Genomic DNA, 15,029 nt, shown 5'->3' with positions numbered 1-15,029 from the left:
GCGCCTCAGATAACCTCGCAAAAGGCCTGATGTTCCACCGGATCTGAGCCTCCCCGCAAAAGCACATCTTGAGGGCTGGAATTATATGAGTTTGATATTCTACCTATGGGGGTATTTGGCGATTGAAAAATACTCATAACGCGTTAACCTGCCTCTGCCTGATACTGCGGCACATGGGCCACTGGCATGACTGCACGCCAAAACCAGACCTCAAGACCCCAGATTCTCAGTTTTGCATCTCCGCCGCCTTTTTGATTGGATAAGCTATGCGCTTCTTACTCCTGTTTATTGGTCTATTGGTGGCATCAACACCGCTTTTGGCGCAGGGGCGCGCGCTGCCGCCCAAACTGATTGTCCAGATCACCGTAGACCAGCTGCGCGCTGACCTGATCGAGCGATTTTCGACAGGCTTTAGCGAGGGCGGGTTTCGGCTCCTGATGACCCAAGGCACCTGGTTCAGAAACGCCGAGCATCGCCATGCCAATACGGAAACAGTGGTCGGCCATACAACCCTGTCTACAGGGGCTGACCCGGCAGTACATGGGCTGATCGGCAACAATTACCTCGATACCCATTTACCCCCGCCTGCCCCTACAAAAAGTGACACGGAGGATAAAGGCATCGTGTTGGATGTTTCTGACGCTTTGCATTTTGCGACCCAGGACCCTCACTCTCCGCTGGTCTTCCCGGATGGCAGCCACTCTTCCCCCAAAGACGGGCGGTCACCACGGGATCTGCTGGTTACCACAATCGGCGATGAAATCCGCCTGTCGCGCGGTGAGGCGGCCAAAATCTTTGGGGTCTCAATGAAGGACCGCGCCGCCATTGGTGCAACGGGTCATGCCGGCACGGCCTATTGGTACAATACCGACGCCTCCACCTTTCTCAGTTCTCTGTTCTATCTTGCAGACTATCCGCAATGGGTGCACGACTGGACCATGCAAGAGCTGCCCGCCCGCTATGCCGGGTCAGGATGGGAGCTGCTGTATCCCGAAGCAAACTATGCCTTTGCAGACTATGATGATCAGCCCTGGGAGAAGGACTATCCGGGCTGGGGCATCGTATTTGCCGACCACCTCTACCCGGATACTTCAAATGCCTATTATCAGGCCTTTCTCGAAACGTCCCCGGCGGCAGATGAGCTGACGCTTAGCTTTGCCAAAGCAATGATCGCGGGCGAGCAGCTCGGCGAAGATGAGGTGACGGATTATCTGGCGATCAGCCTGAACTCCGTCGATTATATCGGCCATACCTTTGGCCCCTCTTCTCTGGAGGCCGAAGACAATCTCAAACGGCTGGACGCGCAATTGGCGGATTTCTTTGCCCATCTGGATGAAGCTGTCGGGCTGGGGAATATCCTATTGGTTCTGTCAGCCGATCATGGCGCCACCGAAGTCCCAGACTATATGAACGCCCGCATCGGCACCAATCTGCAGCTGTTTGACTATGATCAGGTCGAGCAGGCTCCAGCGGTTCAGAAGTTCAAGGCTCTCTATGGCATCAGTGATCCCATCAGCCACTACACCTCCCCCTGGATCTACATAGATCACGCCCTGCTGCAGTCGGCCGGCGCCGATCCGGCCAAGGCAAAGGCCCTGATCGCGACAACCCTACGCAGCCTTCCGGGATTGGCCTGGGTTTTTGAGAAAGAGCGCATCGCCCTAGGAAATCTGCCAGATACCCATCTGGGCGGAGCTGTCACCGCGAATTTTCTGCCCTCGCGCTCTGGGGATCTCTATCCGATACTGTCACCCGGCTGGTTCATGAAAGACCCGGACCCATTGGCAGGGGCCTCCCAGCATGGATCACCCTATGCCTATGACCGCCATGTCCCGGTCTTCTTTATGGGGCCGAACATTCCGCCGCAGACTGTGCATCGCAAAATACAAACGGTTGATGTGGCGCCGACAATTGCCGCCTATGCCCGGACCCGACTGCCCTCGGGAACCACCGGTCGTATGTTGCCAGAGGTCCTTGATTGACGGGTTCAGGTCTGTTGGGCTGGCTCAAGACCACGGCACAAGGTCTGAGCCAGGATTTGAGCCAGCACCTGAACATGAGGCTGTGCCATCATGGTGACGTGATCCCCCGGCACAACATGCGTTTCAAATCCCCCCCCTGCCAGATTGCGCCAGAACTGCAGGCTCTCGTCTTTCTCGTCGCGCTCCTCCGCCTGAAACAGAGCCACCGGGGCCCGTAGTTGGGCGGGTTGGTAGCCCAACCGCGCGGCACGATGGCAGGTTGCGAGGCGCAGCAGGCTCTGAACCATCTGCCGGGCGTCCTGTTGCGAGCCGACCCTGCCTGCCATGACCGCCGCTGAGCTGTCCAATTGTGCCTCCCAGGACAGCCCTGCAAGATGCTCTTCATCCAACTGCTGGGTGCCGCCAGTAAACCGGGCAAAGACCTCAACCGCGCTGGACAGATCCCGTGCCGCAGCCCCTGCCGTGCTCTGGCTGGCATACCAGGCATCTTCCGGGCGGCTCAAACTGCTGTCAAACAACGAGACCCCTTCCACCTCGACGCCCTCGGCCTGCAATTGGCAGGCCATCTCCCAGGCAACAAGACCGCCAAAGGAATGCCCCGCCACCCGATAGGGGCCCTGGGGCTGATATCGGCGCATCGCGGTCAGGAAATCTGCGGCCATATCCGCGATCGAGTTCTGGGGCGCGGCCCCATCAAACAGGCCTTTGGCCTCAAACCCGAAGATTGGAAAATTCGGCGCCATTGCCTGCACCAAGGGTTGATAGTTCCACAGCATACCTCCACCGGTATGCACCAGCCACAAGGGAGCACCCTGACCGCCAAGCCACAGCGGCACCAGACCATCGCCTCCCTGGCGGGTCTGAACCACCTGCGCCAGATGGGCGACAGTGGCAGATTTGAACAGCTCAGCGAGGGGGACTTTCACCCCCATGGCCTGTTCAATCATCAATACCAAACGCACCGCCAAAAGCGAATGTCCGCCGATATCAAAGAAATCATCCGTCACCCCAAAGCCCGAACGCTCCAGAACCTGCTCCCAGACCTGCAACATCTGCGCCTCAACGGGTGTTTTTGGCTGCGCTGGTGTCGGGCTATCCAGGGCCGTCTCAATCGCGGGCAAACGGCGACGATCCAGTTTGTGATTGCGCGTCAAAGGCAGCTCTGGCAGTTGCATCGGCCCGTTTGGCACCAATGCAGCAGGCAAGCGCGCCCTGAGGTAACTCCGCAAATCCGGCGAGGTCTGCGCCGCCGGAGCGCCTCCACCAGCCCCCTCCCGCTTCTTGGCAACAAAATAGGCATCCAGCTCCATCTCACCCGCCGCATTCTGGCGCGCCACAACCGCACTGGCCGCCACGGCCGGATGTCGCCGCAACAGCGCAGCAATCTCACTGGGTTCCACCCGGACGCCACGGATTTTGACCTGATCATCCATCCGTCCAACCAAATGCAGCACCCCGGTCGGGTCGAACCACCCCAGATCCCCAGTCAGATATACCAGATCATCCGTCCGCCTTTCAGCGCGGCCCCTTTCAGGGTGGGGGACAAATCGCGCCGCCGTCATCGTGACATCGTTGACGTAGCCTAAGGACCGAAAGGGCGTGGAAATCGCCACCTCGCCGATCTCCCCCCGAGCCGCCGGTTTTCCCTTTTCTGTCAGAATGATGGCCTCTGTTTGGGGCAAGGCATGGCCAACTGGCTGGGCAGTTTCAAAGGCCTCGGGGCCCAACTCACATGCAAATTTGGCCAGGGTTGTCTCGGTTGGGCCATAGAGATTGATCAATCGCGTGCCTTTGCCAAAACGCTGATGCCATCGTTGCAACAGCCCAGCCTCAAAAGCTTCCCCGGCAACAAAGAGCAGCCGCAATCGCCCCAAAGACGATCCGGACGGATCATTGAGCAACCAGCTTTGCAAGATCGATGGAACGCTGTGCAGCAAGGTGATATTGGCAGCCTCCACCCATTCTAGGGCGCCGGGTTGCGCTGGCCCAATGCCCGGGGGCGGAAGGACCAGGGTTGCCCCCGACACCAAGGGCGCAAAGACATCGCGCAATAAAACATCAAAGGACAGGCCAGTGAACTGCGCCGCCCGGTCACCGGGGCCAAGCGCAAACTTATCTCGCTGCCAGCTGAGGAAATGTGCCAATCCACCAGCTGTGCCCAAAATCGCCTTGGGGGTCCCGGTGGATCCGGAGGTAAAGACCAGATAGGCCGGGTCATCTGCGCCGGCCGGCGGGTCGAACGGGTCGGGGACCTGGCTGCTTGGCCCCAAGGCGGTGCCGGTTTCAGGAATGGGAAAATACGGCAGGTCAATCGCCCTCAGCCACGCCATCTGCGCCACAGAGAGCGCCCCACCATATAAAATATGCTGAACCCGGCCAGTTTCGAGCATCACCGCGCGCCGCTCGGCGGGCAGATCCGGATCAAGGGTCATCACTACGCCGCCAAACTCCAAAACCCCGGCCATCGCCAAAACCTGCGCCGCCCCACGGGGGGCAAAAATCGCAATGGTTTGCCCCCGCACTGCCCCCTGTTGGAGCAGGTTCGCCGCAATAGCCCGCATCTGCGTCGCAAAATCCTGATAGCTGAGGGAACCGTCCGCCCAATCCAAAGCCAGCGCCTTTGGCGTTTGTTCGGCCCAGATCGCGATTTGCCGGGTCAAAGCCATTTGTTCGGGGCAGCTGGGCGCAGGAAGGCTTGCCCCCCCTCCACCCGCCTGCCCCCCGCGCAGGTCAAAATCAGCCAGGGGCAAGCCACTGTCTTCAACCATCTGGGTCAGAACCGCTTCATATTGGTGCAAAAAATCCTGCATTCGCTGCTGCGAATATCGTGCCGCCTGGTAGGCCAGCCTCAACTCCAACTGCCCCGCCCACTGGGTCACATAAAGGGCTGAGGCAAAGGCACAGCTGTGGTTCGGCGGTGGCACAAATTCAGCCCGCACAGCCCCCATTTGTATATCGCGCGGCGGGTTGGGCGTGAAATTGAACAGCATCTCAAACAAAGGATGATCCTGGGCCGTCCGCACAGGAGCGACCTCCTGAACCACACGATCAAAGGGCAGATCATGATGTTCCAGAGCCTCTAGCACCACTTGGTTCACGGTCCGCAGCGCTGCTTCACTGTCCATCTCAGGGTTCACCTGCGCCCGCAGCGCCAGCGAGTTGAGGAACAGGCCAATGAGGGGCTCTGACTCTTCACGCAGGCGCCCGCTCACCGGTGTCCCTATGATCAGATCATCTTGGTGGGTCAAGCGCGACAACAGCACGAAATACCCGGTTAAAAGCGTGGTGAACAATGAACAGCCCGCTGATTGGCCCAGCTCGGTCAGCCGACTGGCCAGACCAGCAGACAATCGGGCCTCTACCGTTGCGCCAGACAGATCACGCGCCTTTTGCGATCCAACAGGTAGATCTGGGATCAAACGGGTTGGCCCTGGTGCATCGGCCAGTTGGTCACGCCAATAAGCGAGGGCTACATCCTGAGCCGGGCCGGACTGCTGCTGCTTTTGCCAGGCGACAAAATCACTGTAGCTGGCTGTCAGTTCTGGCAGATCCACCGATCTGTTCTGACTGAAGGCCTGATAGCCGATGCTGAGTTCTCGCAGAAAAATATCCAGGGACCAACCATCGCTGATGATGTGATGCATGGCAAAGATCAGCAGATGGTCCTCTTCGGCCAGCTGGCCAAGCGTGACCCGGATCAGCTGGTCCCGCGACAGATCAAACCCTCTCTGCACGCTGGCAACATAGGCGGGGTGCTGGGTCACATCTTGGGTGTCACTGTCAAACTCCACCGGACCAAAATCGACAATCTGCAGCTCCGAGTTCTGGCGGGTCTGGGCGCGGGCCCTGCCCGTCGCATTGGAAAAGTTCTGCCGCAGCGGCAGGTGACGATGATAGACCCGCTGCAGGGCCTGGTGCAGGGCCTGTTTGTTCAGCGGTCCCTGCAATCGCAACGCCCCATTGATGATATGCGCAGGATCCGCTGGTGACAGTTGATCCTGAAACACCCAACGTTCCTGAGCAAAAGACAGATCCGTGGCATCATGCGCTGGCGGCGCCTTGGCGGCCTCTCGTTTGGCCAGCCGCTGCAACAAGACAGCCCGTTGCGCCGGGGTCAAATCCTGCAGCCTCAGTTTCATATCACTCATGCAGAGCCCTCCTGAGCCAGCAGTGCCTCCAGCTCTTCTTCGCTCAACTCTTGCAACTCACTCAGCAACCCTCCCAGGATCTGCGGGTCGGCCCGTTGCAAGGTCTTGCTGTCAATCTCTTCAGCCAGCTGTGCAATGCTGGGGGCATTTAATACGGCCGCCAAAGAGAGGTCCGCGCCCAAACGGCTAGCAATCCGCGCATTCAGCTGTGTCGCCAACAGGGAGTGCCCGCCAAGTGCAAAGAAGTTGTCATGAATTCCAATGGGTTCCAGCGCAAAAAGCGCCTGCCAGATATCCACCAAGACTTCCTGGGTTGGCGTCTGTGCCGGGGCCAGGTCCGTGGGCCTATGCTCCCGAGTTTGGCGGGGCAGCACAGGCTCGGCCCGGCGCTCCACCCATTGTGCGCGACGCTGCTCGAGATCCCCGCTGGAGACGATGACACGCGGCAGGTCCTGCTGCGCCAAGATGCGGAACAACAGATCACAGGCCGCTTCTGGTTCCATGAAGAAATTACTGACGGTTGAGCCAAACCCCTGGACCGCAGATTTCACCTCCCCGAGCTGCCAGGCGTCCCAGTTCACCGAGATCCAGCGGGTGCCCGCCTTGCCGTTGCGCGCTTCGGCAAAGCCATCCAAATAGAGGTTTGCCGCCGCATAGCTGGCAAAGCCCAACCCCCCCAGCTGCGCCGCGAGCGAGGACATCAGCACGCAGAAATCAGCCCCGCGGGGTATGAGGATCTGCGCCAACACCTCAGTCCCGTGAACCTTGGCGTTAAACTGCCGGGTCGCCTGTTCCGGGGTTTGGGCGCTGATCTCACAAAAGGTCTCGGCGTCGATTGCCCCGGCACAATGAAAGACGCCGGACACTGGGCCCAGATGGTCCTCGATCCGCCGAAAAGCCGTCTCCATTGCTGCGGTATCCGTCACATCCGCCGCCAGGACCATCACCCGCGCGCCGCATTTGCGCAGCGCGCGCACCGCTTCAAAACGGCGGCGGATCGGGGAGACCGGGGGCATCTTTTCGACCTGTTGCAGCGTCAGCTCCGGATCCGGGACAGAGCGGCCAATCAGAGCTAGGCCTATGGGACCCCGAGCCGCCAGCGCTCGCGCCAGCGCCAGTCCAACCCCACCCAGGCCGCCGGTAATGACATAGGTGCCTTCTGGGCGGATTGCCCCGACATCCCGTTCCGGCAAAGTCAAAGCCGCCTGAGTTTGCACCAGACGTCGGCCTTTTTGATAGGCGACAGGCGTCCCATCTAGCGGTTGGCTCAGATTGGCAAGAGCCAGACTGGCGATCCGGGCCGGATCCTGTATCTCCATATCCAGAGCCTGAGTTGTCAGCCCGGGGCGCTCCTGTGTGGCCACCGTCAAAGCCCCTAGAACTGGCAGTTTGTTTGGCTGCAAACGCTGGTCCTGGCCGGGGTCCGCCAATCCAGACCCGATCAGGGTAATGGCCGCCTGCGCTTGCCGCGTCTCAACTATAGCCTGCACCAGCGCCACGATGGCGTGGTAGCCATGGCGCTGAGTGGTTTCGAAATCCGCAAAGTCGCGGAGCAGATCCAGATGCAGAAAATGCAGCGGCAGTTCCGGGTCAGCTGGCAGAGATTGAATAAGCCTCACCAGCGCTTCGCGCTCCCAGGCCGAGGGTGCCGTGCTCTTTGAGGTCACTGCACGGGTGGCATCTGGCCAGAAAGCGGAGGCTTTTACCCCTGCCTCCCGCAGGGCGTCGAGCAGCTTTCTGCCGGCCTCGGAGCCATCCATCAGCACCACATAATGCGCCGGAGCCGGAGCCGGAGCCGCCTGCGCCGCCAGTGGAGCTGGCTTCCATAGCGGCACCAGCGGCCAGTCTGCCACCGGTTTTCGCGCCTCCGGATCTGTTGAAGCGGCAGCTTTGGGCGGAGCAATCCAGTGACGTTGCCGCGCAAAGGGGTAGGTCGGAAGAGGCACGCGCCGCGCAGATCTATCCGCCAGAAGCAGAGCAGAATCCACCTCCACCCCGGCGCTCCACAGGGTACCAACCCCCTGTAATAGGGTCTGATACTCGGGTTGGGAGCTATAAGACCAACGCATCATAGCCGCCACCGGGGCCCGTTGACCCCGTGCAGTAGAGGCCGCAATGGCATGCGAACACAGTGATTGCCCCGGCCCCAATTCCGCCAGCGCCATATCCTCTTGTGACAAAAGCGTTGTCACCGCATCGCGAAACCGGACCGTCTGGCACAGATGGCCGGCCCAGTATTGCGGATCCGTGGCTTCCTGAACAGAGAGCCAATCCCCGGTCACGCAGGAAACACAGGGTATCGCGGGGGGCGCCAAAGAGACACTGCTGATCACCTGGCGAAGTGCCGGGACGATGTCCGTCATCGTGGCGGAATGATAGGGAAAGGTGGCCCCCAACCGCTGGCAGCTATGGCCTAGGTCATGCAGATGCGTGGCAAAGGCGCTCAGCGCCGCTTCCGGTCCGGCGACAACGCTGAGCCGGGGACCATTGACCGCAGCCAAAGACAGGGGGACAGGCAAAATTCCCAGCAGCTCCTCTTCCCCGATTGGCACCGCCAGCATCCCCCCCGCAACGGCCCGATCGCGGATCAACCCGGCGCGGGCCGCCACTATTCGCAGCGCATCCGATAGGGAAAACACCCCAGCCAGACAGGCCGCCACAAACTCTCCAATGCTATAGCCCGTCACCGCCGCAGGTCGCAGTCCCCAGCTTTGCAACAGCTGGGCCAGCGCATATTCAGTGACAAAGATCGCCGCTTGCCCATTGACCGGATCCTCAAACAAATCCGGCGGGCTCTCGCCGCCGCCCCGGCCCAACATGGCACGCATGTCCAGTTTCGGCGCGAGCGCTGTGGCGATCAGCTCCGGACTGGCATTGGTCCAGTCTTTCCCGGCAAAGAGCTGATCGCGGATATCGCCTTGGCGATGTTTTGCCAGCTCTGCTGCGCAGGCGTCCACCTGTTCGCGATACAGAGGTTCCTGGCAATAAAGCTCCCACCCCATGGCCGGGTAATGATCCCCAAGCCCCGGAAACATAAAACCCAACCGCTGTGGGCTGGCGCACCGGGCTGAAACCGGCAGGCGCAATTGTTGGGCCGCCTCTGAGGTGTTGGATGCAACCAGGCTCAACCGCTGCTCTTTGGCCGTTCGGCCGCAGCGCAGCGTATGGGCAACATCCGCCAGACCCGGCGCATCTGGCTGTTCCATAGTCTGAGCCAGCTGTTGCGCCATCTGGTCCAGGGCCTCGTTGCTGCGCGCGGAGAGCTGCAACAAATGCGCCGAGCGCACCGGTTCTGTTGCCGCAGGCTTCTCCACGGCTGTGGGCTCTTGCAGGACTACATGGCAATTGGTGCCACCAATCCCAAAGGAGCTGACCCCAGCCCGCATTGGCCCAAGAGCAGCATCATGTGGCAACAGGCGTTTTGGCACGTAAAAGCAGCTCTCCTCCAACCCCAGAGCCGGATTTGGGCTGGAAAAATGAACGCTTGGCGGGATCGCCCGGTGGTGCAGAGCCAGGACTGCCTTGATAAACCCTGCAATTCCCGAGGCCGCATCCACATGGCCAATGTTGCTTTTGACAGAGCCAATGGCACAGGGCTGCCCACTCTGGGCAAAGACCTCTCTCAGAGCCGCCAGCTCAACCGGATCCCCAACGCTGGTGCCAGCCGCATGGGCCTCTATCATGGTGATACTGTCAGGAGGCGTCTCCGCCAGAGCCTGGGCCTCGGCAATGACCCGCGCCTGCGGCGTAAGCGAAGGCGCGGTAAAGCCGATCTTGTCATGGCCATCGTTGTTGACGGCCGAGGCACGGATGACGGCCTGGATGGTATCGCCATCCGCCTGCGCATCCTGCAACCGTTTTAGCGTCACAACTCCGCAGCCATCGCTGGACACTGTGCCCGCAGCCGCCGCGTCAAAGGGACGGCAGGCCCCGTCGGGCGACAGGATCGACCCTTGCCCATAGCGATACCCAGCGACCAGCGGCAAATGGATTGACACCCCGCCCGCCAGCGCCATGTCGCATTCCCGCGCCAGCAGGCTCTGGCAGGCCTGATGCACCGCCACCAGACCGGTAGAGCAGGCCGTGCCCAAACTCATGCTGGGGCCCGACAGATTTAACAAGTACGACGCGCGGGTGGCCAGAAAAGTGGGATCATTGCCAACCGCGACACTGAATAGGCCAGATGTCTCCAGCAGAGGTTTGTTCGGCCACAAATGCGACAACATATACATCGACAGGATCGAGCCACCAAAAACCCCAACCTGGGCCCCAGCGCCAGCACCATAGCCGGCATGTTCCAAGGCGCTATAGGCGCATTCGATAAAGACCCGCTGCTGCGGATCCATAAGCGCTGCATCCGAAGGCGGAACCCCAAAGAAATCCGCATCAAAACAATCGGCATCTTGCAACAGGCCCTTGGCGGCGACATAGCCCTCTGCCTGCAGCTCCGCTGGGTCTATTCCTGCCGCAATCAGCTCCTCTTTGGTGAAGCGGGAAATCACGTCCCGGCCCTGGGCCAGAACCTGCCAAAAACTGTCGATATCCGGCGCGCCCGGCAATCGGCAGGCCATGCCAACCACCGCAATGGCGTTTTCATCAAAACAGACCGAAGTCATACCAGGCTCCGGCGGCGCGCGGCCATCCGTCCCCGCCCCGCTTTGCGCTCGGCCACACGGGACTCATCTGCGGGCTCTTCCGCCGCAGAAGACGCCGACAAGAACTGGCGGGCCTGTGCGGAGATTGTAGGAAATTTGAACAAGTCAGTCAGAGCAATCTGGCGACCAGATGCCGCGCTCAACCGACTTTGCAGGTCCAGCAACAGCAACGAATGCCCCCCCTGTTCAAAGAAGCTGCCGTGCAGAGTGACCTCCTGGCTCAGCACCTCTCGCCAAATCTCGGCGACCTTAGCTTCCTTCTGGTCAAAGCTTTCGCCTGCACCCCTGTTCTGGCTCGCCTCTGGACGGCTGTCTTCAAGCCGTTTTTGCAAGGCCTGATGGTCGACCTTGCCCGAGCTGTTCAGCGGCAGTTGATCAATCTCGACCAATTGGTGCGGCACCATGTAGCTCGGCAGTTTCGCCTGCAGCTGCCTGTGCAACCTCTCCAGGTTTAGGGCAGGGGTCTGCGCGCGCGGCAGTGGTCCATCGGCAAAGAACTCCGCATGAAAGGCCGAGCGCCGGAACCCGCGATCGTGATGCTGCGCTTGAATGTCAAAGCCCTGCAGCTGACCAGAGCTCATGCACTGGCCAATGACCCGGTAATCCGTATGCAGGCCATCGTCGCTCAACACCGCGGCGATTTGGGCCTCAATCTGGTCGCCTGTTTTCATCGGGTGGCCCTGCGCTGCCAGGGGCAAGAAAACCGGGAGCCAGCAATGTTCGTGCTGCAGGATATCCAACACCGGCCCAGCCCCACAATCCAACGTGAGCCAGACCAAAAACCCATCACACCGCCCCGAACGGGTCACTTCAAACTGCGCCTCAGCGTCGAATTCAGCGCGAAGGTCAGTGCGATAATCAAAATCTTCAAAGATCTGCGGGGGGGCCAAAAGATCATCGTACCCAAGACCGCGCAATGAAAGACGCAGGTCAAAAGGGCCACCATTTGCGTCAAAAATACGCTCGGCATAGCGTCTGGCAAGCGGAGCAAAACCTAAGTTGGACAGCAGCCTATCCGGCAGCTGTACCGGCGCAAAAAGCGTTCGCGAGCGTTCCGGGATCACCTGCGCCTTTGATTTCAACAGATGGCGTGTACCATTGATGATATGTGCCGCCCCCTCGGCGTTGCCAATGGCGCCCACGATCTCGGAGACCGAGACATCTGCCAATTCTGGCAGGGTAACAGTGGTTGCATCGCCGTGGATCAGAGTGATCCGATCCTGCAGCCCAAGCTGGGCCAGCCGGGCCTGCGCCTTGAGGTAGGTTTCTTCCAGAAGTTCAATTGCATAGACATGGCGCGCGCCTGCCTCGATACAGAACCGGGACAATAGGGCTTCGGGGCCGGTGCCAATATCAACAACAACCTTGCCCGGCACATGCCGGGTGATGGCTTCGCGGTAGCTGTCGTTGCGCCGCTCATCGCTGGTCATGGCGTAATAGGCCAAGTCGTCATAGACCAGAAATTCTGAAATCGACGGCCACCATTCAGCCGGTGGCCGTGGGGCAACAAAACCCGTGAGCCGTTTCGTCGCCGCCCCGCCCGTTGCCAGCACCGCAGCCTCTGCCACCTGTGACGACTGGCACAGCGCCGCCTCAATCTCGCCGGGCTCGATGCGAAAGCCGCGCAGCTTGAGTTGCTGATCGCGCCGACCCAGGTATTCGATCTGGCCTGTTTCCAAACGGCGCACCAAATCCCCCGTCCGGTAGAGCCGGGCGCCGGGCGCATCGTCGAAAGGATGCGGCACAAAAGCAGCCTGTGTTTGCGTCTCCCGCTGCCAATAGCCCCGCGCCAGCTGCGGCCCCCCAAGATACAGCTCGCCCAGCACTCCAATCGGGCAAATCCGCTGGGCGCTGTCCAGAATATAGGTCTCGGCCCCGCCCAGAGCGCGCCCGATGCTGGGCTTGCGCCCATCGGGTATCACCTCTCCCAGCGTTGCACAGACGGTGCATTCGGTCGGCCCATAGGCATTGATAAAAACCCGACCCGGTCCCCAAACGGCCACCAGGTCCGCCGGACAGGGCTCGCCAGCGGTGACCAAAACCCGCAGATCCGGCAGGTCCCAATAGGGCAGGCGTGCCAGGACCGTGGGCGGCAGGGTCAAGGTTGTGATTTTCCAGCGCGCCAGCAGGGTGAGGAACTCTCGACTGGGCAGAAGCTGTTGACGCGGCGCCATAAAAAGCGTCGCCCCGGTCAGAAGCGCAGTAAAGATCTCAGAAACAGAGGCATCAAAACCAAAGGCGGCAAATTGCAGAACCCGTGCGCCGGGGGACACCTGAAAAGCCAGACTCTGCGCTGCCACCATCTGCGCCAAGGCACCATGTTCGATGATCACGCCTTTGCGACGACCCGTCGAGCCCGATGTATAGATCATATAGGCCGCATCTGCCCCTTCAGCCTGTGGCTCTAACGTGCTGTCCGACAACTGGCGACAATCTGCCCCCTCTGGGTGGCAAACATAGGTCTCCACCTGTCCCAGGTCAGGCAGATCCGGTTCCATGATGGCATCCACGAGAACCAACCGCGCCTGCGCATCGGCGATCAGCTCAGCCAGCAACGCTGCAGGAAGATCGGCCTCGAGCGGCACATATATGCCCCCGACCCGGAGCGTGGCCAAAAGCGCCACCAGCCGATGCAGACCCGGTTCCTGACAGATCACCACCCGATCTCCGGACTGAACCCCCAGCGCCAGCAGGCGCCGGGCCATCTGATTGCAGCGCTGATCCAGCTCCTGATAGCTAAGACATTGGTCGCCATCGCGGGTCCAGAACACCGCAGCCAGCTGGTCCGGGCTGCGCGCCACCTGTTGGGCAAAGGCCCGCGCAACAGACAGTTCCAGATCTGCTGGCGGCTCCCAGCTCTGGTCCCGGGCCCAAACCCCGGCATGCAAGTCCCGCTCAACCTTTGAAAGCGGGTCTATTTGCCCAAGCTGCCTTGTTTCCGCCTGCGACATGGAGCGCAGGACCTGCTGGAACTGCGTCAGTAGGCGCGCCGCCATGCCCTCATCGAACTGGCTTCGATCAAAGCCAATGCCAATTTGCTGTTGCGCACGCACACTGAACAGCATGGTCACCGGATAATTCGCCCGTTCGGTAAATTCCGGCGCACCAAGCCGGATTCCCCCGGCCTCGGTGCGATAGGTTTGCTCGCCAAAATCCTCAAAGACCAACAGGCTGTGCAGCAGCGTCTGATCAGCTGGTAGCCCGGTCAGTTTCTGGATATCAGCGAGCGGCATATGCTCATGCGCCCGGCTGCGCAGCAATTGCTCCTGCAGCGCGCGCAGCGACACTGTTACTTCACGGGTTTCCGGCAAAGACACCCGAACCGGCAGGGTGTTGATAAAGAGCCCCACCATGGTTTCCACCCCGTGCAGGGTCGCCGGACGCCCAGAGGTGGCGGTGCCAAAGACCACCTCGCTTTGCCCCGTGTAGCGCCCTAGCAGTACCGCCCAGGCCAGCTGGACAAAACTGTTGAGCGTAACCCCATGACTGGCCGCCGCCTGCCGCAGATGATCCATCTCCCCAGGCTTCAGGTCAAGGAATTGCAACCCGTAGGTCGCAGCCTCCGGTTCCAGTGGCACAGCCGCCCCTAGATCAATGGGAGCCGGGGGCTCCAACCCGGTCAGCAACTGCTGCCAGTAGGTCTGCGCTGCGGCTTTGTCCTGCTGCAAAGACCAGGTAATAAAATCCTTGAAGGGGCGCACAGGTGGCAGGGTGATTTCAGTGCCGAGGATCAGCGCCTCATAGCAATGCAACACCTCGTCTAACACAATGGGGCCCGACCAGGCGTCCAGAATTGCGTGATGCCAGCTCCAGATCATATGGTGCCTACCCGCAGGCCCCGCCACCAGAACCAGCCGCATCATCGGCGCATGGTTCAGATCAAACCCAGCCTGCCGTTCCGCCAGTTTTATCTCGGCGAGATGCGTCTCAAATTCGCCGAGCTGTTTTTGCCTCAGATCCACATGGCGCAACGGCACCTTGACTCCTGGCAGGACCAGCTGCGCCGGCACAGGCATTCCCTCCCAGGCAAATCCGGTGCGCAGCGGCGCATGGCGTGTGATCACCTGGCGCCAGGCCTGTTCAAACGCCTCGGGGTCTAGCACGCCATGCAGGGCACAGGCATATTGTTCGACATACAGATCTCTATCCGGGACGCAGAGCGATTGAAACAACATGCCCGCCTGCATTGCCGTGAGCGGATAGGCATCAAGATCCTCTGGGGTTTGCATCCGTAAGTCCCTCCT

4 protein-coding genes are annotated in these 15,029 nt (G+C 60.6%); 1 reads left to right on the top strand and 3 read right to left on the bottom strand.

Translation table 11 applies throughout. The annotated features are described in order from the left end of the window. Nucleotides 1-266 precede the first annotated feature (266 nt). Nucleotides 267-1,982, top strand: coding sequence for an alkaline phosphatase family protein (locus AN476_RS14105; protein WP_054462239.1), 1,716 nt, complete (start codon nucleotides 267-269; stop codon nucleotides 1,980-1,982). Between the two features lie 5 nt (nucleotides 1,983-1,987). On the opposite strand, the gene AN476_RS14100 is transcribed toward AN476_RS14105, so the two are convergent. The 3 genes from AN476_RS14100 to AN476_RS14090 are packed head-to-tail and all read right to left on the bottom strand — an operon-like array spanning nucleotide 1,988 to nucleotide 15,014. After that, entirely contained in the window at nucleotides 1,988-6,130 is a 4,143-nt protein-coding gene (locus AN476_RS14100) for an amino acid adenylation domain-containing protein (RefSeq protein WP_054462238.1), read from the bottom strand. Then, a complete protein-coding gene (locus AN476_RS14095; RefSeq protein WP_054462237.1) occupies nucleotides 6,127-10,746 on the bottom strand; it encodes a type I polyketide synthase in 4,620 nt (1,539 codons plus the stop codon). Before AN476_RS14095 ends, AN476_RS14100 begins: the two co-directional genes overlap by 4 nt. Beyond that, a complete protein-coding gene (locus tag AN476_RS14090; RefSeq protein WP_054462236.1) occupies nucleotides 10,743-15,014 on the bottom strand; it encodes a non-ribosomal peptide synthetase in 4,272 nt (1,423 codons plus the stop codon). Before AN476_RS14090 ends, AN476_RS14095 begins: the two co-directional genes overlap by 4 nt. Nucleotides 15,015-15,029: the final 15 nt, after the last annotated feature.

Source organism: Phaeobacter sp. 11ANDIMAR09 (assembly GCF_001294455.1).
GTDB lineage: Bacteria > Pseudomonadota > Alphaproteobacteria > Rhodobacterales > Rhodobacteraceae > Pseudophaeobacter.
This window is presented reverse-complemented; position numbering and strand designations above follow the sequence as displayed.

Bases quoted from the DNA above. Each gene is read 5' to 3' on its own strand.
- AN476_RS14105 (WP_054462239.1), top strand. From the start codon at position 267: ATGCGCTTCTTACTCCTGTTTATTGGTCTATTGGTGGCATCAACACCG.
- AN476_RS14090 (WP_054462236.1), bottom strand. From the start codon at position 15,014: ATGCAAACCCCAGAGGATCTTGATGCCTATCCGCTCACGGCAATGCAG.
- AN476_RS14100 (WP_054462238.1), bottom strand. From the start codon at position 6,130: ATGAGTGATATGAAACTGAGGCTGCAGGATTTGACCCCGGCGCAACGG.
- AN476_RS14095 (WP_054462237.1), bottom strand. From the start codon at position 10,746: ATGACTTCGGTCTGTTTTGATGAAAACGCCATTGCGGTGGTTGGCATG.